This window comes from Planomicrobium stackebrandtii (assembly GCF_030814955.1).
Taxonomy (GTDB): Bacteria; Bacillota; Bacilli; order Bacillales_A; family Planococcaceae; genus Planococcus; species Planococcus stackebrandtii.
In genome coordinates, this window is the sequence record NZ_JAUSWB010000004.1 from 220,522 (window position 1) to 246,051 (window position 25,530).

Annotated in this window: 26 protein-coding genes; 17 read left to right on the forward strand and 9 right to left on the reverse strand. The window is 41.3% G+C overall.

What is annotated here, in order from left to right; genetic code table 11:
• Positions 1-39: 39 nt before the first annotated feature.
• The 3 genes from QOZ98_RS08925 to thrB are packed head-to-tail and all read left to right on the forward strand — an operon-like array spanning position 40 to position 3,292.
• The gene (locus tag QOZ98_RS08925; RefSeq protein WP_308787132.1) at positions 40-1,332 is read left to right on the forward strand and encodes a homoserine dehydrogenase; all 1,293 of its coding nucleotides are present in this window, start codon (positions 40-42) and stop codon (positions 1,330-1,332) included.
• Positions 1,329-2,390, forward strand: a complete 1,062-nt coding sequence (gene thrC / locus QOZ98_RS08930; protein ID WP_308787133.1) for a threonine synthase — start codon at positions 1,329-1,331, stop codon at positions 2,388-2,390. Before QOZ98_RS08925 ends, thrC begins: the two co-directional genes overlap by 4 nt.
• Positions 2,387-3,292 (forward strand): homoserine kinase, encoded by a 906-nt coding sequence (gene thrB, locus QOZ98_RS08935; RefSeq protein WP_308787134.1) that lies wholly within the window; start codon positions 2,387-2,389, stop codon positions 3,290-3,292. The genes thrC and thrB overlap by 4 nt, the downstream gene beginning before the upstream one ends.
• A gap of 65 nt (positions 3,293-3,357) precedes the next feature.
• Here thrB and QOZ98_RS08940 read toward each other — a convergent pair whose 3' ends face one another.
• Entirely contained in the window at positions 3,358-4,782 is a 1,425-nt protein-coding gene (locus tag QOZ98_RS08940; RefSeq protein WP_308787135.1) for an NAD-dependent succinate-semialdehyde dehydrogenase, read from the reverse strand.
• A 320-nt stretch (positions 4,783-5,102) separates the two neighbouring features.
• Here QOZ98_RS08940 and QOZ98_RS08945 point away from each other — a divergent pair, with 320 nt between their 5' ends.
• From QOZ98_RS08945 to QOZ98_RS08985, 9 genes are all read left to right on the forward strand, one after another.
• Positions 5,103-6,299, forward strand: a complete 1,197-nt coding sequence (locus QOZ98_RS08945; protein WP_308787136.1) for a hypothetical protein — start codon at positions 5,103-5,105, stop codon at positions 6,297-6,299.
• 66 nt (positions 6,300-6,365) lie between these two features.
• On the forward strand, positions 6,366-7,493 hold the full coding sequence (locus QOZ98_RS08950; RefSeq protein WP_308787277.1) for an amidohydrolase: 1,128 nt from the start codon (positions 6,366-6,368) through the stop codon (positions 7,491-7,493).
• Positions 7,494-7,518: 25 nt separating this feature from the next.
• Complete coding sequence (locus tag QOZ98_RS08955) at positions 7,519-8,820, forward strand: Zn-dependent hydrolase (RefSeq protein WP_308787137.1); 1,302 nt, start codon at positions 7,519-7,521, stop codon at positions 8,818-8,820.
• 211 nt (positions 8,821-9,031) lie between these two features.
• Complete coding sequence (locus QOZ98_RS08960) at positions 9,032-9,331, forward strand: hypothetical protein (protein WP_308787138.1); 300 nt, start codon at positions 9,032-9,034, stop codon at positions 9,329-9,331.
• Between the two features lie 509 nt (positions 9,332-9,840).
• Complete coding sequence (locus QOZ98_RS08965) at positions 9,841-10,509, forward strand: YveK family protein (RefSeq protein ID WP_308787139.1); 669 nt, start codon at positions 9,841-9,843, stop codon at positions 10,507-10,509.
• 28 nt (positions 10,510-10,537) lie between these two features.
• Entirely contained in the window at positions 10,538-11,548 is a 1,011-nt protein-coding gene (locus QOZ98_RS08970; RefSeq protein WP_308787140.1) for a GNAT family N-acetyltransferase, read from the forward strand.
• Positions 11,549-11,605: 57 nt separating this feature from the next.
• Positions 11,606-12,076, forward strand: a complete 471-nt coding sequence (locus QOZ98_RS08975; RefSeq protein WP_308787141.1) for a hypothetical protein — start codon at positions 11,606-11,608, stop codon at positions 12,074-12,076.
• Positions 12,077-12,102: 26 nt separating this feature from the next.
• Positions 12,103-12,432 carry an MGMT family protein gene (locus QOZ98_RS08980; RefSeq protein ID WP_308787142.1) on the forward strand — a complete coding sequence of 110 codons (330 nt, stop codon included), beginning with the start codon at positions 12,103-12,105 and terminating at the stop codon, positions 12,430-12,432.
• Between the two features lie 181 nt (positions 12,433-12,613).
• Positions 12,614-13,348, forward strand: coding sequence for a gamma-glutamyl-gamma-aminobutyrate hydrolase family protein (locus QOZ98_RS08985; RefSeq protein ID WP_308787143.1), 735 nt, complete (start codon positions 12,614-12,616; stop codon positions 13,346-13,348).
• Positions 13,349-13,385: 37 nt separating this feature from the next.
• Here QOZ98_RS08985 and QOZ98_RS08990 read toward each other — a convergent pair whose 3' ends face one another.
• From QOZ98_RS08990 to QOZ98_RS09000, 3 genes are all read right to left on the reverse strand, one after another.
• On the reverse strand, positions 13,386-13,979 hold the full coding sequence (locus QOZ98_RS08990; RefSeq protein WP_308787144.1) for a DUF3267 domain-containing protein: 594 nt from the start codon (positions 13,977-13,979) through the stop codon (positions 13,386-13,388).
• Between the two features lie 98 nt (positions 13,980-14,077).
• Entirely contained in the window at positions 14,078-14,455 is a 378-nt protein-coding gene (locus QOZ98_RS08995; RefSeq protein WP_308787145.1) for a hypothetical protein, read from the reverse strand.
• Between the two features lie 12 nt (positions 14,456-14,467).
• On the reverse strand, positions 14,468-15,889 hold the full coding sequence (locus tag QOZ98_RS09000) for a helix-turn-helix transcriptional regulator (protein ID WP_308787146.1): 1,422 nt from the start codon (positions 15,887-15,889) through the stop codon (positions 14,468-14,470).
• A gap of 384 nt (positions 15,890-16,273) precedes the next feature.
• On the opposite strand from QOZ98_RS09000, the gene QOZ98_RS09005 reads away from it, so the two are divergent.
• A complete protein-coding gene (locus tag QOZ98_RS09005; protein ID WP_308787147.1) occupies positions 16,274-16,867 on the forward strand; it encodes a general stress protein in 594 nt (197 codons plus the stop codon).
• Positions 16,868-17,007: 140 nt separating this feature from the next.
• Entirely contained in the window at positions 17,008-17,868 is an 861-nt protein-coding gene (locus QOZ98_RS09010) for a general stress protein (protein ID WP_308787148.1), read from the forward strand.
• A 32-nt stretch (positions 17,869-17,900) separates the two neighbouring features.
• Here QOZ98_RS09010 and brnQ read toward each other — a convergent pair whose 3' ends face one another.
• From brnQ to QOZ98_RS09025, 3 genes are all read right to left on the reverse strand, one after another.
• Entirely contained in the window at positions 17,901-19,226 is a 1,326-nt protein-coding gene (brnQ, locus tag QOZ98_RS09015) for a branched-chain amino acid transport system II carrier protein (protein ID WP_308787149.1), read from the reverse strand.
• Positions 19,227-19,349: 123 nt separating this feature from the next.
• A complete protein-coding gene (locus tag QOZ98_RS09020) occupies positions 19,350-19,529 on the reverse strand; it encodes a CsbD family protein (protein ID WP_308787150.1) in 180 nt (59 codons plus the stop codon).
• 64 nt (positions 19,530-19,593) lie between these two features.
• The gene (locus tag QOZ98_RS09025) at positions 19,594-19,896 is read right to left on the reverse strand and encodes a hypothetical protein (protein WP_308787151.1); all 303 of its coding nucleotides are present in this window, start codon (positions 19,894-19,896) and stop codon (positions 19,594-19,596) included.
• Positions 19,897-20,001: 105 nt separating this feature from the next.
• Here QOZ98_RS09025 and QOZ98_RS09030 point away from each other — a divergent pair, with 105 nt between their 5' ends.
• On the forward strand, positions 20,002-20,964 hold the full coding sequence (locus tag QOZ98_RS09030) for an NAD-dependent epimerase/dehydratase family protein (protein ID WP_308787152.1): 963 nt from the start codon (positions 20,002-20,004) through the stop codon (positions 20,962-20,964).
• 219 nt (positions 20,965-21,183) lie between these two features.
• Positions 21,184-22,260, forward strand: coding sequence for a glycosyltransferase family 4 protein (locus QOZ98_RS09035; protein WP_308787153.1), 1,077 nt, complete (start codon positions 21,184-21,186; stop codon positions 22,258-22,260).
• 96 nt (positions 22,261-22,356) lie between these two features.
• On the opposite strand, the gene QOZ98_RS09040 is transcribed toward QOZ98_RS09035, so the two are convergent.
• The gene (locus QOZ98_RS09040) at positions 22,357-23,400 is read right to left on the reverse strand and encodes an LCP family protein (RefSeq protein ID WP_308787154.1); all 1,044 of its coding nucleotides are present in this window, start codon (positions 23,398-23,400) and stop codon (positions 22,357-22,359) included.
• A gap of 173 nt (positions 23,401-23,573) precedes the next feature.
• On the reverse strand, positions 23,574-24,209 hold the full coding sequence (locus tag QOZ98_RS09045; protein ID WP_308787155.1) for a YigZ family protein: 636 nt from the start codon (positions 24,207-24,209) through the stop codon (positions 23,574-23,576).
• Positions 24,210-24,364: 155 nt separating this feature from the next.
• Between QOZ98_RS09045 and QOZ98_RS09050 the strand changes: the two genes are divergently transcribed.
• On the forward strand, positions 24,365-25,510 hold the full coding sequence (locus QOZ98_RS09050; protein WP_308787156.1) for a sensor histidine kinase: 1,146 nt from the start codon (positions 24,365-24,367) through the stop codon (positions 25,508-25,510).
• The last annotated feature ends 20 nt before the right edge of the window (positions 25,511-25,530 follow it).

The window sequence follows — 25,530 nt, forward strand, 5'->3', positions numbered from 1 at the left end:
TGTTTTTTCACAGTGTACACACCATGGGAGGAATCGTCAATGAAAAATGAAATTTCAATCGGATTATTAGGCCTTGGAACGGTGGGCAGCGGAGTTGCTAAAATCATCCAGCAGCATCAGCAGGATTTGCATCATAAATTAGGTGCCCAGGTTTCAATCGGGAAAGTGTTGGTCAGAGATGCAAAAAAAGACCGGCTCTCCAGTTTAGATCCGAGTGTATTCACGACGGATATAGAAGAAATATTGAATGATTCTTCTCTCGATATCATAGTTGAAGTGATGGGCGGCATGGACGGAGCCAAATCTGCTATCGAAAAAGCGCTAAAAGCGGGCAAACAGGTCGTTACTGCCAATAAAGATGTCATGGCGGAATATGGCCACGAATTGTTGAAATTGGCAGATGCTGAAAAGTGCGACCTTTTCTATGAAGCAAGTGTTGCCGGGGGCGTGCCAATTATTCGTACGCTTGAAGATGGCTTGGCTTCTGACCGGATCTCCAGTTTGATGGGGATTGTCAACGGCACGACAAATTTCATTTTGACAAAAATGAAAAAAGAAAACATGACTTATGAAGCTGCGTTGGCTGAAGCCACTGAACTGGGCTACGCCGAAGCAGATCCGTCTGCAGATGTCGATGGCATTGATGCAGCGCGGAAAATGGTCATTTTGTCTTCTCTGGCATTTTCGACAGAAGTTCACCTGGATGATGTGCTGGTCAGAGGCATGAAAGAAATTCGCGATGGCGATTTGGAGCTTGCGAATAAGTTTGGTTATACCATGAAAATGGTCGGTTCTTCAACTAAAGATGAAGATGGAATCGAAGTTTCGGTAGAACCGATCTTCCTGGCAAATTCGCATCCGCTAGCTTCTGTTAACAATGAATTCAATGCAGTATACATATATGGTGATGCTGTAGGCGAGACGATGTTGTATGGTCCTGGGGCCGGTTCATTGCCGACTGCGACTTCAGTGGTTTCCGATATTATCGCTGCTTGCCGCAACTTGCAGCTGGGCGTTAACGGTAAACGAGCACATGCTGCACAGCATGAGCGAGTCATAAAACCGGAGTCGAAACGGTTTGCGAAATATTGCCATCGCCTGCTGGTGAATGACGAAGTCGGTGTCTTATCAAAAATGACTTCCATTTACAGCAAGCACGCGGCAAGTATCCAATCGGTGATGCAGTCACCGGCAGCAGATGATGACAAAGCCGAATTGGTGCTGCTGACTCACCAAATTTCACGCCAGCAGCATTTAGATGTATTAAATGATTTGGAAGGTACGGCTAGCGTCATTAGCCATTACCGCATAGAAGGAGAGGAAACCGCATGAGATGGCAAGGACTGATCGAAGAACATAAAGAGTGGCTTCCGGTTACAGAAAATACGCCTTCACTAACATTGCAGGAAGGCAATACGCCACTGGTGCATTTGGAGAGTTTGTCAAATAAATGGGGAATTGACCTTTACGTAAAACTGGAAGGAGCAAATCCGACCGGTTCGTTTAAAGACCGTGGCATGGTGATGGCTGTTGCAAAAGCCAAAGAAGAAGGCAAAACGGTATTGATATGCGCTTCAACTGGCAATACATCTGCTTCAGCAGCTGCCTATGGTGCAAGAGCCGGCATGCGGACTATCGTTGTCATTCCTGAAGGGCGCATTGCGCTTGGGAAACTGGCTCAGGCAAAAATGTACGGAGCGGAAATCCTCGAAATTAAAGGAAACTTTGATGAAGCACTGCAAATAGTGCGTGAGGTAGGCCAGGAAGCGGGCATTGCGCTCGTCAATTCCGTCAATCCGTATCGTCTGGAAGGACAAAAAACCATCGCTTTTGAAGTAATTGACCAGCTTGGCCAAGTACCGGACATCTTCGCATTGCCAGTCGGCAACGCCGGCAACATCTCTGCGTCTTGGAAAGGCTTCACGGAATATGCAGAACGCTCTGGCGAAAAACGTCCGACACTTTTAGGTGTCCAGGCCGCCGGGGCAGCACCAATCGTCAACAATAAAGTCGTAGAAAATCCGGAAACAGTAGCAACTGCCATCCGCATCGGCAATCCGGCAAGCTGGCAGCTTGCGCTTAACGCCCTCGACGAATCAAACGGCACCATTTTAGCGGCAACAGACGAAGAAATTCTGGAAGCATATCAGCTGCTGGCATCAACCGAAGGCATATTCGCTGAACCTGCATCGTGCGCTTCCATTGCAGGAATCAAAAAACAGGTGGAAAGCGGCATGCTCGAAAAAGGGTCGAAAGTGGTTGCTGTACTGACAGGCAATGGTTTAAAAGATCCTGAAACAGCGATTTCAGTCAATCAGCATAAAGCGCTTCTTGTTCCGGAAGACATGGAACGTTTCTGGGAGGATTTAAAAAAAGGAGTGAAGATATGAGCTGGAAAGAGTTTTCAGTGACTGTGCCCGCTTCAACGGCCAATCTCGGTCCTGGATTTGATTCCATCGGTCTGGCATTGGATCTCCATATGTTTGTTCACGCATCGCCTGCTGCTGATTGGCTGGTCGAGTACAAAGATTCCGGCTATCAGCAAATTGCCAGCGGCAAGGACAATCTGATTGTCGCCACTGCGCAAGCCGTTGCAGACAAATACGAGCGTACGCTGCCCAGCGCGAAATTGGTGGTGGAGACAGAAATTCCTTTGAGCCGTGGCCTTGGCAGCAGTGCATCAGCAATCGCTGCGGGCATTGAAATTGCAGACCGGCTGATCGGGTTAAAGCTATCTATGAAGGAAAAGCTGAGAATCGGCACAGAGATGGAAGGCCATCCCGACAACATTTCTGCTTCCCTGCTTGGCGGTTTGACAATCTCCTATTTTGATGAAGAAGATTTGGAGATCGTCCATGTATCGGAAGTGGAGATCGGAGTGGTCATTCTTGTTCCACCGACCGAGTTTCTGACAGTGGAATCCCGGAATTTGCTGCCGGAAGTTTTGGCGTATAAAACCTCCATACGCGGCAGTGCAGCTGGAAATGTTATGGCAGCGGCTTTAGCAAAAGGGGACTGGGACACAGCAGGGCGAATGATGCAGAAAGATTTATTTCACGAACCCTACCGCAAAGACAGGTTCCCTGAATTTGATGCGATCCAAAGGAGCTGCCGTGAGTTGGGCGTTTATGGATCGGCAATCAGCGGAGCAGGGCCATCCCTGTTCATCGCAGTAAAAAAAGGGCAGGAAATCAGGATTGCTGCACAATTGGCAGAAAAATTCCCGCTCTACGAAAGTCTTGCTACCAAACCTTCTTCTACAGGCATTAAACTTGGTGAAACAGTTGTATAAATGAAAAAGAAGCGATCCGAGCTATCCGGATCGCTTCTTTTTGTTTTAAATTGCAGATGTTCTCCTTATACTTTTATAGAAATGTATTTCGTTTCCAGGAATGCATCCAAGCCTTCTTGTCCGCCCTCACGCCCGACGCCGCTTTCTTTCATTCCGCCGAAGGGAGCTTGTGCTGTAGATGGGGCTCCGTCATTCCATCCGACAATTCCATAATCGAGATTCTCGGATAAATAAGTGCCGCGGGACATGCTCTGGGTGAAGAAGTAAGCTGCCAGGCCAAAGCGCGTATCATTTGCCAGTTTGACAGCTTCTTCGTCTGTTTCAAAAGACATGATCGGAGCGACAGGGCCGAAAGTTTCTTCGTTCATGACCAGCATATCCGAAGTGGCGTCCACCAAAACTGTCGGGTTGTAGAAATAGGCATTGTTCTCTGAACGGCCGTCGCCGCCAACCAGAACGGTAGCTCCTTTTTCGACTGCATCGCTGACATGCTTTTCGACTTTTTCATAGCCGTCCTTGTCAACCAGTGGTCCGATTTGGACACCTTTGTCCAATCCGTTGCCGACTTTTAAGTTGCCAGCTGCCTTCTGGAGCTTTTGTGAAAACTCTTTAACGATGCTTTGCTGCACATAAATCCGGTTTCCGCAAACGCAGGTTTGTCCGGCGTTCCGAAATTTTGAAGCCATGACTCCTTCAACCGCCAGGTCCATATCTGCATCTTCCAAAACGATGATTGGAGCATGTCCGCCCAACTCAAGAGACAGGTTCAACATGGTTTCTGAAGCCTGCTTCATCAGTTCCTTGCCGATTTCAGTCGATCCGGTAAAGGTCAGTTTTCGGACATCCGGATGGCTGGTAAATACTTTGCCGATTTTGCTGGCACTGCCCGTCACCAGATTGATGACACCTTTAGGAAATCCAGCTTCAATTGCAAGCTCATACATTTTAACAGCAGTTAATGGAGTCATTTTTGCCGGTTTGGCAACAAATGTACAGCCAGCAGCAAGAGCGGGTGCCATTTTTCTGGCCATCATTGCGGCAGGGAAATTCCATGGCGTGATGGATACCACAACACCGACCGGCTGTTTGTTGATTTGAATCCGTTTTCCTTCTTTGCTGGCTGGAATGGTCCGGCCATACATGCGCTTGCCTTCTTCTGCAAACCAGGAGACAAATGAAGCTGAATACTCGATTTCACCGATAGCTTCGGCTAAAGGTTTGCCCATTTCCTTTGTCAGGATTTCTCCAATCTCTTCTTTATGTTCTAGCAACAGATCATGCCATTTCATCAAAAGTTCAGCGCGGTGATAGGCTGTCGTCTTCGACCATTCCGGAAAGGCGGCAGCAGCAGCTTCAACTGCTGCTGTAGCTTCTTCCTCGCCCCCATTAGGTACTGAACCCACAATTTCGCCGGTTGCCGGATTCGTTACTTCAATCTTTCCGTCGCCTGTTTCTGTCCACTCGCCATTGATATAGTGTTTGCCATTCATTTGCTTGACTCCTCCTTTGAGTTTTCACTTATCCTAATAAATACCTCTAATGTCTGGCAAGTAAACGTTTGAGGTACAGCCAGGAAAAGAGCTATAAAGTTTTTTAGGAAGTAAGGACAAGCCATATATCAGAGTGAAAAACTAAAAACGCCAGAAAATGAATGATTATTCAATTTAATGTTATTTCAAAATAGTCGTTTTATTCTATTTATTATGCTGCGATATTGTGCTACTATTGCAACATTATTAAAATCTTCAATATAAAGCTTTGAAGAGAATAGTGTATTTGCTATTTGAGAAAGAAAGAGGAGGAACAAAACATGGCTCAGATGCTCGCGTTAACAATTTTGATTCTTGTATTATTTATCGGCGAGGCAATTTCTACTCGCACCAAAGCTTGGATTCCTTCCATTTTTGTCAGTGGGGTTCTGTTCCTACTGGGATATTGGACGTTCTTTCCTCCTGAAATCGTTGCAATCGCAGGTATTCCACCTGCGGTAGCCGTCATGCTCATTTATTTATTAATTACGAATATGGGTACTTTGTTATCTTTAGAAGAACTGAAAAATCAGTGGAAAACCATCTTGATTGCCTTAGCCGGCATACTCGGAATTATTGCAGCATTATTCAGTATCGGGATTTTGCTGTTCGATTTTAATACAGTTGTAGTGGCAATCCCGCCGTTAGTCGGTGGATTGGTATCTGCGCTAATCATGTCAGAGGGAGCAGCTGCCGCAGGTCTTCCAACTTTGGCAGTCTTTGCAATCGTAATTTATGTGGTGCAAGGATTTGCTGGATATCCGTTGACTTCGATCATGCTGAAAAAAGAAGGGCAAAACTTACTAAACAAATACAGAAACAATGAACTGACCGCAAAACAATTGCCTGGTGAACAAAAAGGGGCAACTGGCAAAACTGTCAAGGAACCGCGCATGTTTGCGAATATGCCGGAAAAGTATAATACCGATTTCTTTAAGTTTTTCCGGTTGGCATTGGTTGGATACCTGGCTTACCTGACATCGACGCTTGCTGCACCAATTGTAGAAATCAGCCCGTTTGTCCTATGTTTGCTGTTTGGTGTTATTGCTCGCAGCATCGGCTTTTTGGAACGCCACCCGCTTCAGAAAGCGAACGGTTTTGGGTTTGCAATTATGGGTTTGTTGCTTTATATTTTCGACGGTTTAAAAAATGCAACTCCAAGCATGATGCTGGAAATTCTTTATCCATTAATCGGCTGTATCGTTATTGGTGTAGTCGGCATGTACATCTTTTCATTTATTATTGGAAAACTTCTTAAAGTCAGCAAAGAAATGGCCTTTGCGGTTTCTTTGACTGCACTTTATGGATTCCCTGCAGATTATATCATCACTGTGGAAGTGATCAATTCGTTGACAAAAGACGAAGAAGAACGCGAAGTTTTAACTAGCCATATGCTGCCGCCAATGCTTGTGGCAGGTTTTATCACCGTAACCATCGTTTCTGTTATATTGGCCGGCATATTCGTCGGCTTCCTATAGAATTGGAGGGAATTCAACGTGATTAACCAAACGATAAAAAATTCCATTAAAGAAAACAACGAAGAAATGATTCAAAATCGCCGCAAGCTTCACAGTGAACCGGAGTTATCGTGGGAAGAGTTCCAAACTTCTCAATTTGTTTACGATTATTTAACGGAACTTGGAATTGAAGCACGCAAAACAGAGCCAACCGGTGTAATCGGAGAACTAAAGGGTGGAAAAGCAGGAAAGACGGTCGCACTTCGTGCCGATATGGACGCATTATCTGTTGAGGAATTAAATGTAGATTTGCCATACAAATCAAGAGAACTAGGGAAGATGCATGCCTGTGGACACGATGCGCATACTTCGATGCTCTTGGCTGCAGCAAAAGCTTTAGTTAGTGTGAAGCAAGAGATTCCAGGAAATGTCCGGTTTATTTTCCAGCCTGCCGAAGAAGTTGCAACTGGAGCTAAGGCCATGGTTGAGCAAGGTGCAGTAGCAGGTGTTGATGATGTTTTCGGCATTCACATCTGGTCTCAAAGCTCTTCGAACACGGTTTCCTGCAATCCTGGAGCTTCATTTGCTTCGGCAGATATTTTTAAGGTGCATTTTAAAGGGCAGGGAGGTCACGGAGCGATGCCGCAAGCCTGCATCGATGCAGCAATTATCGCTTCCTCATTCGTTATGAATGTGCAGTCGGTGGTCTCCCGCACAATTGATCCTCAGCAGTCGGCGGTAGTAACCGTTGGGAAGATGGTCGTTGGAACCCGTTTTAATATCATCGCGGAAAATGCGGAAATTGAAGGCACTGTCAGATGTTTTGACCCTTCCATCCGCGACCATATTGAAAAGCAGTTAAAGGTGTATGCTGACCATACTGCTGCAATATATGGCGGAACTGCAGAAGTTGAATACATTAGAGGAACGCAAGCTGTGATTAATGGTACTGAAAGTGCCCAATTGGTAAGGCAAGTGGCAATTGAGGCATTTGGTGCAGATTCGATTTATGATGAAAAACCGACTATGGGTGGAGAGGATTTTTCATTTTATCTCGATGAAGTGCCAGGCAGCTTTGCATTGGTAGGAAGCGGAAATCCGGAAAAAGATACCGAATGGGCACATCACCACGGAAAGTTTAATATTGATGAAGATGCAATGGCTACAGGTGCAGAACTCTACGCCCAGTATGCATGGTCATTTTTAACTAAATAAGATAGCCAAAATCAAGGAGGAAACTATGCCAGTAGACAATGACAATCCTTTATATGAAGACTTAATGAAAGACTATGATAACAGCCTTGATCATTCGGGCATCAATGGAGAGCGTATTGCAAAACGGTTGTTCGAATTATCCAAGATTGGATTTGTCCAGATTGGCGGTGTGAAACGGCCAGGCTTTTCTAATGAAGAAAAAGAAGCAAAAACACTGGTGAAAAAATGGATGGCTAGTGCGGGTTTAGCGGTTTCTGAAGATGGAGCAGGCAATATCACGGCTCGGTTGGAAGGCAAGAACGAAGGGGCGGCAATCGCATCTGGATCTCATGTTGACAGTGTTCCAAATGGCGGGAATTTTGATGGGCCTCTTGGAGTTTTATCGGCTCTTGAAGTCGTGGAATCCTGGAAGGAAACTGGGTATATCCCTGAAAAACCATATGAAATCATTGTTTTTTCGGATGAAGAAGGCTCTCGTTTCAACAGTGGATTAACAGGAAGCCAAGCAATGACCGGAGCTATTTCAGAAGAAGAAATGGCACAGCTGCGGGATTATAACGGAGAGACCCTCGAACAGGTTCTAGCGCATTACGGCAGTACGCTGGATGCTTTTAGAGCAGCTAAAAGAGATATAAGCGAGCTGGAATTGTTCGTGGAAGTGCATATTGAACAAGGAAAGAAATTGGAAAAAGCAAATGAACCAGTCGGAATCGTCAGTGGCATCGCTGGACCAGCTTGGCTCGAAGTGGAATTTGTAGGAGAAGCCGGACACGCTGGCAATACACCGATGATCGGCAGGAAGGATTGCCTCGTAGCAGCGGCAGACTTTCTCCAGTCAATTCCTGAGTTTCCAAAAGGAATCAGCGATACAGCCGTAGCAACTGTTGGAAAGATGGATGTCTATCCGAATGGAGCGAATGTCATACCAGAGAAAGTAAGAATGCTTGTTGATATTCGGGACATCAAGGAAGAACCGAGAGACCGTCTCATCGATCAGGTGATCGAACAGGCGGAAAAAGTTGCTGCGAAACATGAGATCCACAGCAATATTAAACTGAATACGCGTATTCAGCCGGTACCGATCGCTGAAGACCTGCAGAATCGCTTAGCTTCTTCGCTGAATAAATTTGGGATTTCGCCGATTTATATTCCAAGCGGGGCAGGTCACGATGCCATGAATCTCGGACGCTTTATTCCAGTGGCCATGCTATTTGTCAGAAGCAAGGATGGCATCAGCCATAATCCGAAAGAGTGGTCTTCGCTAAATGACTGTATAACAGGCATTCATGTACTGAAGGATTTTATTGAAGATGCAATGAAAAAATAAAAAAATACGAAAAACAGGAAAAGAACGTTTTTCCTGTTTTTTTTATTTTTAAGATCCCGGCTTTAATACACAATAAAACCCTTAAACTGGATAATAAAAATTAATATTGGAATTATCAGTATTTATTGAAATTCTATGTATATTTTTAAAAAGAAAGGGTATATAAATTATAAGCATGCCTTAAAGAGCTGTAATTTTTGGAGGTGGTTAGATGAAAGTAATGGAAAATCGAGTGAGCAGAAATACAAAAATCTTTTCCGAAGAGAAAATTCTAAATGAATGTCGTGAATATTTTTCATCAGAAACTGAAAAAACAGCGGAAATTGGAGAAAGATTCATGCAGTATTTTATGAAAAATGCTTCACCAGAAGGTGTCTTATTTAAAACTATCAAGGAAATCACGACGGACATCAATATCTCACATCAAACTTTAACTAAAGTACTAAAGACGCTTGAGTCGAAAGAAATAATTTATCGCAGAAATGGTATTATCGGTTTGTGGAAAGAATAACAAAAAGAGCATTTCTCAGTAAAATGAGAAATGCTCAGGCTGTAGACAACCTCGATTCATTCGAGGAGGGCTGCAGTCTTTTTTTGTGTGTAGAAATACTCGTTGCGGTCGCTTAGGAATGGTTCGCGCCAGAAGCATTTTTCATTAAAATGAGAAATGCTTTTTTATTTTGTTAATATTGCGCAGGTGTTAAATAAATAGGAATTTATAGAAAGTTGATCAGTTTTAGTGAAAAGTTGCTGTCATAATACTAACAAAGATTAAGTGTGCCTTAAGGCTAGACATGCAAAAAGTTTAATTAGGTATAAAATACTAATTTTAAGGATTTATTTATAATATTTTTTTATAATGCAGACTAAGGACTTATGTTTTTTGAGAATAATTAAAAAAATATCCTTAAAAGTGTAGATTGAACCAAAAAACTATGATATAAATGAACTATAATAATCTGAATTTTTAGAAATAAATTCTAAAAATCCATCTGTCGTGATGAAAGGAGGAGTGGCCGGATGATTGGCACGAAAGCAAAAAAACAGGTATATCAAAAAAATAACAATCAATTCAGGTTTGCTGTCTCAATCTCACTTTTTCTTATGCTGGCAGTATGGGCTGTGTTTGCTTTTATTCTTGATCCGGAGTATCAGGCATCAAGCCAAATACTCATTGAAGAGTCAGCACCGGCGACTGTACATCGGGCAGTGGAAAGCAATCGGATAGATTCACAGATTATTGAGGCTTATGCAAGCTTTGCGACAAGCTCGGATATATTAAGGAAAGTAGCGAAGGAGCTGGAATTGAAAAATTCAATCGCCGACCTGCGCCAGAAAATCCAGGTAAGCTACACCAGTAATTCACCGGTCTTAACAATTACTGTTTTATCCGAAGACAGCCAACAGGTAGTTCTAATTGCAAATAGGCTATCCTTCATTTTTCAGAACGAAGTAAAAAAATCATTAAAAGCGGATCATATCAGTGTTATTTCGCAGGCATCATTTGAAGAAACAAAGGCTGTCCCCATCCAGAGCGGGCTATTGCTTGGCCTCTTTATTGCTGCAGCTTCTGGATTTGCTTTCAGCGTTCTGATCAAATTTATTCCTTTGGCAGTAGAAGGTTCTGTAAAGACTACAAATAGAGATCTAAGAAAAAAAGAAAATCAAATGCAGACAGTGTTCAAATGATTTTTTAGGTGAAGCAGGGGTGGAATGTATGTATGAGTTAATACCAATACGAGAGCACAGCCGTTGGCAAAGGATTCTTGATATTTTACAAATATCCGATATCTACTATACCAGCCAATACTTTTTAAGTGCTTTGAAATTAGATCCAGGAGAAGCTTTGCTTTTTTATTATAAAGACGATGATGGAGAAGTTGCTTACCCCTTCATTAAAAGACAGATAAGTAATGAAGATGCACCATATTTTGACGTCACAACACCTTTCGGCTATGGAGGGCCAATATTAAAAATAGGGAAAAGCAGTGCGAATCTGGCTGCCAATTTCAGAAAAGCTTTCATTGAATACTGCAATAATGAAAAGATTGTGGTCGAATATATACGTTTCCATCCTCTTAAAGAAAATGCTCAATTTTTTAAAGATCACCTAAAACTTTCTCCACTGTATGAAACTTTCTCAATAAAACTAAAAGATTATTTCTCTTCTGCGTTAAATTCCGAACTCGCTGATGGTGAATCTGAAAAAGAAACAGATCTAGTGGTGAAAAAACTTGGAACTGTTCGTCATATGTTCGAGTTTCTCGTACTATATTACTCCGCTGCAAGACGAAGAGAGGAAGCAGACAGCTATTATTTTTTTACCAATGACTATTTTGAAACACTGATTAGTTCAATGGGCCCCAACCTTCATTTGTTTGGAGCCTACCAGGAAAACAAATTGGTTTCGGCATGCTATATTCTTGCGTTGGAAGACACAATTTACTTTCATTTGGATGGCAGCTTATCTGAAACTGACAGTGAAAATACCATGAGGACGCTGTTATTGAATGTTGCTGAATGGGGAGAAGAAAACTACTACGCTTTTTTTCATCTAGGCGGTGATTTTCAAGGAGATCAAAATAGGGAGAGAAAAATAAAAAGAAAAATTGCGAATAGCAAACCCGCTGTTTTCTATATTGGGCAGCAAGTACACGATTTGGAAACCTATAATAGGTTGGTTTATTTGGAAGAAAACGATATCGTTCGAAGATACCGAAATGTCTGAAGTGCTGTTTAGGGAGTAAAGCATAACTATCGAAGTTATTCCGGGGGAGGTATAATGATGAGATACATGCAGTATAAAGGTGTAGTGGAAAGAGAATATAAAAAGTCATTAAGAAAGATTATGTACGAAATTTGTGTGGTTGAAGGCTTGAATGCTTCTCTCGGAGCAAAAAAACTGGGAGTCGCCAAAGAAATTTTCGTATTCTGGAGAAGCTTTTACCGCCTGGACAAAAATCAACAACTTTTTGATCAAGCAGTCGATAGTTTGGATCAGATGAAGTTTCTCCATCTAAACGAAGCAAAAGGGATCGATTTGTCGCGGCCTCTCCAGCATGAAGATGAGCAGTCGGTAGAAGGGCTTGAAGAATTGATCGAGCGGATGGTAGAACACTATAAGTGCAAGCACGCTGAAAGTGGCGGATTGGATGTAGAAACTGGAAAGCTGCCATTATATGAGTTTGCCCAAGAGTTGCTAAAAGAATATAAAAATGGGAGTTTACTGCTGGAAGTCAAAAGTAAGAAGAAATAGACATGTAAATGGAATGGATGAAAAGAATGCAGACTTTTACTGAAAAAGCATTGGATGTAATGAAGAGGATACCATCTGGCAAAATTATGACTTACGGCCAAGTTGCTGCGGCTGCGGGAAGTCCGCGTGCTGCCCGGCAAGTGACAAGAATACTTCACAGCATGAGTGCAAAGTATAACTTGCCGTGGCATAGAGTAGTTAATGCACAGGGACAGATAGTGTTGCGGGATGAAGAGTCCCGGCTTTTCCAGAAGACCTCGCTGCAAAGAGAAGGCGTAGAAGTGGATGTAGATGGGCAAATCGATTTAAGCAGGTTCCGCTTTGACCCTGGAACAGATGAAGAGAACGGAAATTAGTAGAATCATACCCTTAAAAGGGTTTTTTTTATTGATTCAAAACTGCAGTAGATGGCTTATAGCGGTAAATCGAGAATGAGGCAGTGTTGACCACATGGAGCAGCGAAATGTTTAATAATTTATAAAGAGCGGGTATAGATGATGATGGACAAGTTGATTAATGAGAAAAGAGGAATTCAAAATGACAGTTAAAGATAAGCCGGTTATCGGCATAACAGCACGAGTAGAAGAAGATCAAACCTATTCATTGGATCCGGTATATGGCAGAGCAATTCTGCAGGCAGGCGGCTTGCCGCTAATTGTCCCTATCGTAGACAAAGAAGATATCCCGTTGCTGTGTGAGCGGTTAGATGGACTGATAGTTACTGGCGGTGGCGATATCAATCCAACTATGTATGGGGAAGAACCTCATTTGCGTCTTGGGGCTGTATATCCAGGCAGTGATGAGTATGAAAAAGAATTGATTATAGAGTTTTTAGAGCTTGATAAGCCATTTATCGGAATGTGCCGCGGCCTTCAAATGTTCAATATTTCATTGGGAGGCACAAATTATCAGGACTTAGAAGCTCAATTTGAAGGAGAACTGCATCAGCATAAACAAATGGCGATGCGGACTCATCGTACACACTCCGTCATCTTAGAAGACGATAGTTTGTTGTATGATATTATGAAAGAAAAAAAATTCAATGTTAACTCTTTCCACCACCAGGGAGTTAAAGATGTGTCAGATCAGTTGAGTGTTGCGGCTTATGCTGCTGACGGACTGGTGGAAGCACTGGAAAGCAAGAACCATCAGTTCGCGATGGGAATTCAGTGGCATCCGGAAGAATTTGCTCTTCAGGGCGACGATGCTTCGATGAATATTTTTAAACGTTTTGTAGATGAGTGTTTAACGGATAAAAAACAAAATCAGTAAAGCAATAAAATAGAGTTAAAATTAAAAAATCCTGAGACTAATTAGTCCCAGGATTTTTTTTATTGTCTGCCAGCATATATATCGTTGTTTCTATTCCGTTGTCTTGAAACAACGTTGCTGTTGGTGCTTTAAGCGCAATGTATGACTGTACGTAATCACCTGCTGAACCAGCAAAGTTGACGATAAACAGTATATAAACGCTGAAGAAAATCTGTGAAGGAACAACAAACAGCAAAGCAGCAAGCGTTATACCCCAGACCAATGCTGGTGCCAGAGCAATGATAATAAATTTCTTACGATTAAAATAAGCTTCACTGCCGATTGACAGAAAAGGAAATCGGATTCGAAACGAAGGAAGTCTGCCGGAAAAAAATTTGATAAAAAATGCATGGGTAAGTTCATGGAGCGACATGTACATCAAAATCAAAATAACGGTAACTAAAAGGGAGGGAAGCAGGTCCATACTATTCGACAGTGGAAAGCCAATCCAAAAAGCCAAACCCATTAGGATGCCGGCAATGACAATAAAGCAAAGTTGTATCACTAAGTTTATATGCTTGTCCTTGGATAAGTTAACTTTTCGCACCACTTTATAATTAGCAGGTAAAATAAAGATATCTTCATTTTTCATGTGAGTTCCTCCGCCTATAATCATATTAAATTTATTCGAAAAAGTAAAAAGGCTGCCGCTGTATGAAACAAGCGACAACCTAGCATAGTTTTATAATATTAAGCCTGCTGATTTTTAACAGACCAAGGCTCAGGAACGCGAGCTTGCGCAGCGACTTCAGTGCCAACAGACCAAGGCTCAGGAACGCGAGCTTGCGCAGCGACTTCAGTGCCAACAGACCAAGGCTCAGGAACACGAGCTTGTGCAGCGACTTCAGTGCCAACAGACCAAGGCTCAGGAACGCGAGCTTGTGCAGCGACTTCAGTGCCAACAGACCAGGGCTCAGGAACACGAGCTTGTGCGGCGATTTCAGTGCCAACAGACCAAGGCTCAGGAACACGAGCTTGCGCTGCAAAATCAGTATCTGAACTATTACCAAATGATAAAGTGCTTATTGCAAGAATTGAAAAAAATAATACCGTCATCCCTTTTTTCATTACTTTCACTCCCTAAAATAAGATAGTTATATTTTTATATGCTTTTCTTGCTTTATTCATGATTTCTGCAGATTCTTTGTACTTTTCCTGTTTATAATAAATATTTCCTAGATGACCTAGAAAATAACCCATCTCAAAAAAGTTTTCTGTAATTTCAAGACTTGGGGCAAGTTGATTTAAAACATAGTTTTCGAATTCATCAAAATTGTTATTAACTAAGTGGTCCAAACATATGAACTCAATGTAAGCTTCCTTAAAAGCTTTATTCGTGGGGGAATGAATACTGATTTTTTTGTTTTCCACTATATGCAGACCTTTTTTTAGCCATTCCTTAGCTGCATTAAAGTTTTTAAGTTCATAATTGCATTTAATCAAAACACAATAACTTATTAAAATATCAGCAGGGTACTCAGGGTGTATATATTTTAACGAACTTTCTGTATGAGTAATTGCAAGTTCGTAATTTTGAAATAGGAAGTAAGCATATCCAATATTGTATTCTGTGGTGAATCGTAAAATATCAATTTCTAACTTATTTCCAATCGTCAAGGCGTTTTTATAATGCTCCATAGACATTCTGAAGTTACCAAACTGCTGATGAGAAATTGCAATATTTAAATGGCACTCCACTATACGTTTGGGTATGAACTCTTGTTGATAAATTTTCAGTGCCATTTCCGAATACTTAAATGCCATTTCCGTTTCTCTGCACTTAGTGCTGGAAATTCCGATCGAATAATAAAGATCACCAATCTCAGAAGCGTTGATAGTATGTGGTGCTATTTTTTCAGCGACCAGATAGGTTTTCAATGCTTTCTCAAAGTCATTGAGAATATAATTATAGTTTCCATTGTATTTGTGAAACAAGTAAAACTGCTCCTGATTCATAAACTCTCTGAATCGTTCCATTTCTTTAATTTTTTCTTCAGCACTTTCTAAATCACCAGTGATAATAAAATACCTGATTTGCTGGATACTATACTCCAATTCCACATCTTCATCAGCATGAAGCAGAGGGTGGCCTTGAATATCGGCATACTGCTCCATAATTTTTGCTTTGTTTTGAGGGTGCAATAATGAATTTTTGAAATTCTTCACAAGTACTTTTCCAATAGGGTTATCTTTTGGCGCTAAAGGTATTTCCAGTTTTTTGCATAATGCTTCCAAGTCTTTTAAAGTCGGATCCTTAATTTCACTTTCAATTTTTTTCAATTCTCTTGGAGACAATATTCCAGAAGCTGCTTCTTCCAAACTTATTTTTTGTTTTAATCGATGGTATTTCAAACGCATTCCCGTGTCCATTACTGCTCTCCTTTCCTTTTGCAAGGGCAGTACTTCAGTCATCCATGTAGGAGAGTTGTTTTCTGCCTTCCTCGGACCATCCGAAAAGTAAGAAGAAAATAGATCGCCAAGTACGATAATTGCCGCCTCCATGTCCCATATTTTACTTTGTGTAAATATCTTTCATTCATGATAGCATCAATTTTCGAAATAAACTGCTTTTTTACTTTGTAATTTTGAAAAAAACTAAAAAAGGTAAAATAAGCCTACTACGGTAAATGTTGATTGAAAAAACACTCATATTAGCAACAAATATAGGTATAATATACTGCTTAATTATAAAATAATTAGATTCCCTTTATTTATACGGTTCTATCAACAATCAGCTATAAAATTTGTTCCACGAGCATGTTTTAGTCTGAAAACTTAGGGATTATAGAAACCTTACTAAGTCTTATTAATAGGCAAGGTTATGGAATCTTTATTAATGGGTAAAGAAAGAATAGAATATTTTACTAAATCAATGGAGGTTTTCTTATGAGTTCGGAAAAAACGGTATTGACAGTAGTGTTTTCAGAAAATGACTTGGTGAATAAAATAGAAGATTTAAAGAGAACTGGCTATAAGGAAAAAGATCTTCATATTATGGCTAAAGATATTTCACACTTCGAAAACTATTCGTTCGACAAAAAAGAAGTTGATACATTCGCTGACAAATTCAAAGGATTCGTTTCTGGAGAAAGCGGCGTCCGTGAAGGAGTTAAATCACTTAATCTTTCAGAATCTGAAACAGAACGTTACACCGCCGATCTTGCTAAAGGCGGAATTCTTCTATATATGGATGACCAAAACAAAACCATACTGGATACGATTTCAAGTAATGAAATAGCTGCAGAACAGGAAGATCCAAATGATCTTCAAAGACAGCAATTCATTAATTCGGTCGACAATAACTTTGACGAACAGGAAGACCGCTTTGCGCGGGGAGAAACATTCACGCAGGATCCTACATTAGTCAAAGATGAAAAACATAATTCTTTTACTACTCAGCAAAATCCGGAAGTCGGAAAAGCCAGAGGCGGATTCAGTGAAGCGGAAAAGCACAGCCAGAGCGACAAGAAGTATAAGTAAACCTTGCGGAACGTCCCGCAAGGTTTTTTTATGCTTTATTTTAATGCCTACTAATGTTTATTGCCTTTTGGCTGCTCCAGGTTTTAGCTATCGGTATGAAAGGGTAAACAAAAATAACACAGTCCACAGGAGGTCATACAATGAGATCAGGTAATCGTGAATTTGAAATTGTATATAGCAAAGAAGAGTTAGAAACGGCCATTCAAGCGTTAAAAGCAAAAGGCTATCATCAGGGAGATATCCATGTATTAGCCAATGATAAAGAATTAGTAGAGTCGGCTGGAAGTGAGGGCGTAAAGGCTGACCAAGCAAATTCTTTTTCCAATCGCTTTAAATCTTTTCTTGGCGGGAAAGATATTGTTAGAAAAGAACTGGATAGATTTAACTTAAATAAGGACAGAACAGATGACTATGAGCGCGAAATCGAAAAAGGTGCTGTTCTTCTTTATACAGATGGGCAAGCTGGGTCATCTGAAGATGAACATTTTTCAAGTTTGGATGACTCCAATAACCCAACCGATCGTGAAGAGAAAACTGCAGGTACACCTGGATCTGGAGCTGTCTCTCGCCACACGGATGCCAAGCATGGTTCTGATGAAATCTATGCACGTGAAGTTTCCAGAGAAGACCAACACGTTAGAGCAGGAAAAGGCGACCGTTTTCAGGATTCCCGGTTGAAAGGTGACGAAATCCATCCCACCAGCGGGCTCGCTAAAGATGAGGGTTCAGTACGTGAGAAAGAAATGGATCATGAACCGGCGCTTCAAACAAAAGAAGGCGAAGAGAATTTATTGCGGGAAGCTGGGGTAAATCGCCGGCAGGATGAACCATCACCTGGCGTTGATCCAAATCTGGGACCAGCACCATTCGGGAGAGACTCTGAAGAAGAGCATTTATTGAATGATGACTTGGATACAACCAGAGAATCCAACGATCAACATGATGAGAGAAATAAAAGAAACAAAGACAACACACCACCACCGACACCTAAATTATTTTGAAACAAAGGAGCCTTCCCAATTGGGAGGCTCCTTTAGTGTTTTTTATGTGTAATTCGTGCAATCACAATTCCTACTAAAGTTCCGATTACAGCTGGGAGAACCCAGCCTATACCCTGTTCAAAAAATAACAGGTGGCGCAAAAAAGAGTCTACCTGCTCAAATTCAATGCCGGTCGAACGCAGTGCATCAAAAATACTGATAACCGCAGTGGCAGTGAGAGCAATCACATAAACAAAAGGCTTCCGGTAAAATACACGGTCAAAAAATGACAAAATCACTAACACGATAGCCACTGGATATATAGCCAGCAAAACGGGAAGGGAAATAGCAATTAATTGTGTTAAACCGACATTCGCAATGATGGCAGAAAAAACCGCAAAAAACAAAACATAAAAAATATAAGAAAACTTCGGGAGAATCTTGTAGAAAAACTGTGCAGTTGCGGACACCAAACCTATAGAAGTTGTCAAACAAGCAAAGGTTATTGCAGCAGAAAGGATAATACCGCCGATATCGCCATATAAAACACGTGAAGCCATAGCGATAATGATGCCGCCATTGTCCTGCAAACCGATAGCATCAACACTTGTAGCTCCAATATAACTCAAAGATAGGTAGACAGCCGATAAACCGATAGCCGCAATAAATCCTGCGTAAGCAGTAGATTTTAGAATGGTCCGAGTATCCGTGATTCCTTTGCTTCTTATGGACTGAATAATGACTATTCCGAAGACTAAAGCCGCGATTGCATCCATCGTTAGATAGCCTTGCAAAAAGCTTTCGAAAAATGCTTCTGTATCATAATTTCCGATGGGTGCGTTAATAGAACCCATGGGTGTCAGAAAGCTTTTTACAGCCAGCAATCCGATAACCAGTATGAGCAAAGGGGTTAAAATTTTGCCGATCCTGTCCACTAATTTTGTTGGATTCATGGCAAATAACACTGTAATAGTGAAAAAAACTATGGTGAATACTGTTAATGACCAGTTAGATACCGCAAAAGCAGAGGGAAGAAATGGCGCTGTGCCAATTTCAAACGCAACGGTAGCAGTACGCGGTATACCAAAAAAAGGGCCAATGGCCAAATACACAATCAAAGTAAAAACGATTCCAAATATTGGGTGGACTCGGCCGGCGATGGATTGGAGATCGCCACCCGCTTTAGCTATGGCCAAAATTCCCAGCAACGGCAAGCCAACTCCTGTCAGCAAAAAACCCGTAATGGCAAGAGCCAATTGATCACCGGCAAGCTGACCTAAATAAGGGGGAAAGATAATATTCCCGGCTCCGAGGAATAAAGCGAAAAGCATTAGCCCTAAAGTTAAAACATCCGTTTTTGTAAGCGCCTTCTTTTCCATGACAAACTCCTTAATAAATAACATTTACGCACGAACATACATTATAACCGAATTCTTTAATTTTTGAAAACATTAAAAATGCAAAAGAAAAGCCCGGTCAGAAGACCGGGTTTGAAGAGCTAATTATTTTTTGTTCTTAAAGTCGCCAATCTTATCTTGAATATTTCCTTTAGCTTTATCCATTTTTCCATCTGCCTGCTTATCTGGATCATTTGAAGCATTGCCCATTTGATCTTTGATTTCGCCTTTTCCTTTGTTTACTGCACCTTTTAGTTTGTCAGAAAACCCTTTGCTATCACTCATGAGTATTTCCTCCTTCAAATTTTCAACTACTAGTATAATAGCCTTCTTTTACGATAACTAAACATCACGGTGAATGATTTGGCATAATTGAAAGGTTTGATAGGGTATCTTTAGCGGTATCTTTAACAGTAATACACAAATCTTCTTCACTTAGCCTTTTCAACGTTTGAAAAGGGGTTTGGCCATTTTGGGCAACCGCCAGCCTCACTTCTGCATGTTGGTCCATCGACAAGTCGATAAGAAGCCCTTCACAGTTAATAATTTTAGCAAGTTCTGCACGGAATTCGTGATTCATTTTCAATACATCAGCCTCATCCCAAGGTGTCCAAACAGTTTTCAGTGAATAAGATTGAAGCGTGTCATCCATCTAGCTTACACCCCTAAAAAATATTTGAAAATTCTTTTTATTTTATTTAATATATCATATTATGACTAGTTTATAAATTAAAATAGCTCATTAAGGAGTGGGAAAATGAAAGTTTTAATTATCGGAGGCACATCTTTTGTAGGACGCTATATTGTTGAGGAACTTATGAAAAAAGGACACGAAGTAGTGTTGTTCAATCGAGGTAAAAGCAATCCTGGCATCTTCCCGGAACTAAGACGAGTTTTAGGAGATCGCAGAAAAGATGCAATAAAGTTGGCGCATGAAAAATGGGATGCGGTAGTAGATACATCAGCATATACCCCAGCTGACTTGCGGCCGATACTGGAAAATGTTTCGACAGATCACTATACATTTATCTCTACAATTTCTGTGTATACCGATTTTAAAAAGGGAGCGGTTAAAGAAAATGCCGCAGTATTTGAGGAGGAGGTGGAAGGGGATAAGGTATCAGGTGAAACATACGGCCCCTTCAAAGTGATGTGTGAGCGGCTTATCGAGGAGCGTATAAGTGATAAAGCATTGGTCATCCGCCCTGGTATTGTTGTAGGGCCGGCTGATCCGACGGACCGATTTACATACTGGGCAATCAAGTTAAATGGTGAAGGTCCCGTTTTGATACCTGGCAGCAAAAAAAGAAAGGTCCAATGGATTGATGCAAGGGATTTAGCAGAATTCACAGTTTCTCAGATTGAGAAGAAAGCGACGGGAGTGTTTAATGTAGTTGCTGATCCTGTTTCAATGGAAGAATTTGTATCAGGCGTTTCTCTGGGGGAACTTGAAACCGTTTGGGGAAATGATCATTTTCTGTTAGAAGAAGGGCTGAAAGCTTTTGAGCTGCCTTTTTGGATACCGATTTCAGCTGATTTTCCTGAAGGATTCATTTTGGCCGATAATAAAAAAGCGAAAAACGAGGGGCTTACGCAGCGGCCTCTTGGGCAATCGACAAAGGATACACTCGAATGGAGCAAGGAAGAAGGGCTTGTCGAGCTGAAGGCGGGGATATCAAAAGAGAAAGAGCGCGATTTATTAGAGAAACTGAAAAGATGAGCAGCTGATTATTGTGAGTTGTTTTCCTGAACTGGCTGAGCATTTATGCTGAGCTGTTAAAAAAATGATATTGCTGAAACTTTATTTGCAAGAAGGCGTCCAATTCATTAAAGGCCTAAACTATAAGGATATAGAGCAGATTTTTCTTTATTTCTCATATGGTCATGCTATAATACAAGTGGATATATATGTACAAAAGATGTTTTAAGGAGGAAAGATATGCTTTACCTTACCATGGTCTTGGCATTTATCGCTTCAATTGCACTGACTCCGATTGTCAAACGCATCGCCTTTCGCGTAGGAGCAGTTGACCGTCCCAATTATCGAAAAGTTCATGCGAGAATAATGCCGCGTTTAGGCGGATTGGCCATTTTTGGTTCTTTTCTAATCGCATATTTTATACTGAAACCTCAAGATCCGATCTCAAATGCAATCCAAGCTTCTTTTATTCCAATTGAAACTGCAATAATTATCGGAGCATTTTTAATCATCATTACTGGTGTACTGGATGACATGTACGAAATCAGCGCTAAAGCGAAATTGCTGGGACAGCTGGTTGCTGCAGGCATTGTAGTAATAGGCGGCGGGCTCGAAATTTCTTTCATCAATCTTCCATTTGGCGGGGTTTTGGACTTTGGCTATTTTAGTATTCCATTGACTATTCTATGGATTGTCGGAATTACCAATGCTATCAACTTAATTGATGGGCTGGATGGATTAGCGGCTGGCGTTTCAACAGTAGCTTTGCTGACGCTTGCGGCTATGGCTTTCATCATGGGCGACGTTTACGTTATGTCTATGGCTGCTTTAATGGCAGCAAGTACTTCAGGATTTTTAGTTTATAATTTTCATCCTGCAAAAATCTTTATGGGTGATACGGGCGCATTGTTTCTAGGGTTTATGATTTCCGTACTGGCGTTGATGGGCTTTAAGAACGTCACGGTTGTAGCATTGATCATCCCGATTATCATGCTCGGCGTTCCTATTTCAGATACATTTTTCGCCATTGTTCGTCGAGTTCGCGAAAAAAAATCAATTTCAGAAGCGGATAAATCCCATTTACACCATTGCTTGTTGAATATTGGCTTTTCACATAGCCAAACGGTATTGATTATTTATGGAATAGCAGCCTTGTTCGGGCTGGCTGCATTATTATTCTCTCAAGCGACCTTATGGGGTGGGATTTTGCTGATCAGCGTCATGCTGGTAGCAATTGAACTTTTCGTTGAAGTGGTAGGCTTGGCAGGTAAAAATTACCGTCCATTATTGAATTTAGTAAGGCTAATCGGCAAGTGATAAGATTGGACTTGAAGCGGAAGCTTTTGGTTCAATCTTTTATTTTGGAGATTTGTGAATGAAAAAACTTTAAAATATCAAAAAAAACACCACATTTTACTGTGGTGTTTTTTCTTCTTCATTTTCATTAAGAGATTCTGCGAATCTTTGTTCAATGTCTTTATTGGTTAAGTTGGATGTATCGGGCTTTAATCCGAGATGGCTTTGAAGGACATCCTGTATTTCGAGCAAGGACTCTTCTTGCAACTTCCAATAGTAGATTCCCGTAGACATATCGTCATAACCATCAAGTGTAATAGTTTCTACATCAGGTTTTCCATTTTTTGCATATTCGAACAATGAACTCATGTTTTTGAAACTCATATCGGTTTTCATATTATCTCCAACTGCTTCAAAGACGTCTCCGTACTTTGTAATTGATCCGACTGATAGGGCACGGTTCATAATGGATTCCAATATCATCTGCTGGCGTTTTCCGCGTTCGATATCGTTATCGTAATGACGGGTTCTGGCCAATGCCAGGGTTTCGCTGCCGTTAAGAAATTGAATTCCTTCTTTTAACTCGACTGCACCTTGTGAATCGTTTTCATCCTGCTCGGTTATATCGTACGGCACTTCGACCTTTATTCCGCCAAGTGCGTCAATTGTATCAATAAAAGCATCAAAATTCATGCGAAGATAATAATCAACAGGTACATCCAACAACTCTTCAACACTTTCAATCGTTGAACTTGGGCCGTTATAGGCGTAGGCGTGGGTGATTTTGTCTTCTTCTCCTCCGTCCGGGATGTACGTATACGTATCGCGGGGGATGCTGACCAGTTTAATGGATTTGTCTTCATTGTTTAAAGTTGCCAGAATGAGAGCATCCGATCGAATATTATTGTCGCTTTGATCGCGTTCTTCACTGTCATCGACTCCGATGAATAAGATCGAGATGTTGTCGGTTAGCGGCTCAACGTCTTCGTTCGTGTTGCCAACTGGCTCATAAGCTGTATCGACTGCAGATTCAGCTTTCTTAACTAAATAAATTCCGTAGGCAGATACGCAGATAAGCAGGGAAACAGCCAAAGTGGCGATTACTTTTAAAATAGTCCTTTTTCTGCTCGATTTGGTTTTCCGATAAACTTTTCGGTTCATGTAAGTTGCTCCTCTATTGATTATGGGCCAACCGAGTATTTAATTCGGATCAATCCAATTTTTTATCAGTGCATGGGTCTTCTTTTCAGTGGACGGTTTTTATAAATGAATGTTTCATTTTTCTGTGCTTTTGATATTATACAGTGATTTTCGAAATGCGTAAATGAAAAGAATCAAGGCAACTTAAATTCAAGGAACTGATTGTCCACTATACTGATGTGCGCCTGCCCATTTGTCAGTTCATTTATCCAATCGATAAACTCCTGTTCTTTTTCAACAGGAACATGTATATAGAGGTCTACACCTTCTGTATATTCAAGGTGATCCAACGGAAATGGCGATTGTCGGATTTCGTTTTCCAACTTGCCAAGCCATGTATAGTCAATCGATGTTTTCATCAGGTAATGAAGTTTTCTTTCTACGATGCCCGCCGCTGAAAGAGCTGTGGATGCAGCTTTGCCATAAGCTCGGATCAATCCGCCGCTGCCTAATTTGATGCCGCCGTAGTAGCGGGTAACTACTAGGACAGTATCTTTCAACCCCTGTTTCTTTAAAACTTCAAGCATCGGGAATCCGGCAGTGCCACTTGGTTCCCCGTCATCATTTGCTTTCTGAACAGAGTCGTGTTCTCCTATAAGATACGCAGAACAATTGTGGGTGGCGGTCCGGTGAAGGAGTTTAATCGAGTCGATAAATTCAATTGCCTGCTGTTCTGTTTCGGCGCGGGCTGCATGTCCGATAAACCTGGATTTTTGGATAAGTATTTCTGCACTGGCAAAATCGCCTACAGTTGTGTAATTTTCTCGCAATTTGACTCCTCCTGTTGTAAAATAAAATCAGATAATTTGTAACGTATATTTAATATGGTCTTGCTTATATAGTGATATACTTAGTACAGCCGACAAGGTATAAAGAAGCAATAAATTTACCGGGATACAGTCAGTATAGCTAAGGCGGTTTTAGGATGGCAAAGAAAATCGGTAACAAAGCACCTGATTCTATTTTTAATGAAATGCTAGCAGGAATAGAACAGGCAAAACAAGATATCTTCGTCATTAGTGAAGAAAGTCGCCAAAGTTATGAAGAAATGAAAGATGAACTGGAAGATGTGCGGTTGAATATTTCACGTGTGGTCGAGGCTGGGGATTTCTTGGAGGAGAAGACACGTGCTGCCCGCAGACGCTTGGCGGAGGTATCGCAATTTTTCAATTCTTTTTCTGAAAGTCAGGTTCGTCTGGTATACGAGCAGGCAAATGACCTTCAAGTGCAATTATCCCTTAACCGGAATGAAGAAAAAAAGTATCGGCAAAAGCGCGATAAGCTGCAGCGGCGTCTTCAGGTTTTGCTTCAAACGATTGAGCGGGCTGAAAGTTTAGTCAACCAAATCAATGTCGCCAGCAGTTATTTAACTTCAGATTTGAAAAACGTTGATGAAGCAATTGGCAAAGACAAGTCAAGTAAAGATTATAGCCTTCGCATCATTGAAGCACAAGAGGAGGAAAGAAAGCGTCTTTCCAGGGAAATTCATGATGGCCCTGCGCAAATGATGGCTAATGTCCTGCTTCGTTCAGATTTGATAGAAAGAACCTACCGCGAAAAAGGCCCAGAATTGGCATTCCAGGAAATAACTTCACTAAAGGAAATGGTCAGGCAGGCACTTACCGAGGTAAGGAAAGTAATTTACGATTTACGGCCAATGGCGCTCGATGACTTGGGACTGGTACCGACTTTAAAAAAATACATCGATACCATTGAAGAATATAATAAAGGCATTAAATTGAAGTTTCAATCAAATGGAAAAGAAGTGCGGTTGCCCAACAAATATGAAACCGCTATTTTCCGTCTTGTTCAGGAAGGTATTTCAAATGCAATACGCCATGGCAAGTCGACTGAAATTACAGTTGAGTTAGAGTGGTTAAAAGATCAAGTAAAAATTATCGTAACAGATAATGGAACTGGTTTTGATCAAGGGATTGTTAAAAACCAGTCATTCGGATTAGCGGGCATGAGGGAGCGAATTGACTTAGTCGAAGGCGACTTTTTCATCAATTCCTCGCCTGGAAACGGTACGATCTTAATGTTTCATATCCCCTTTAAAAAGGGTATATAAGATAGGGTATTCGAGGAGGA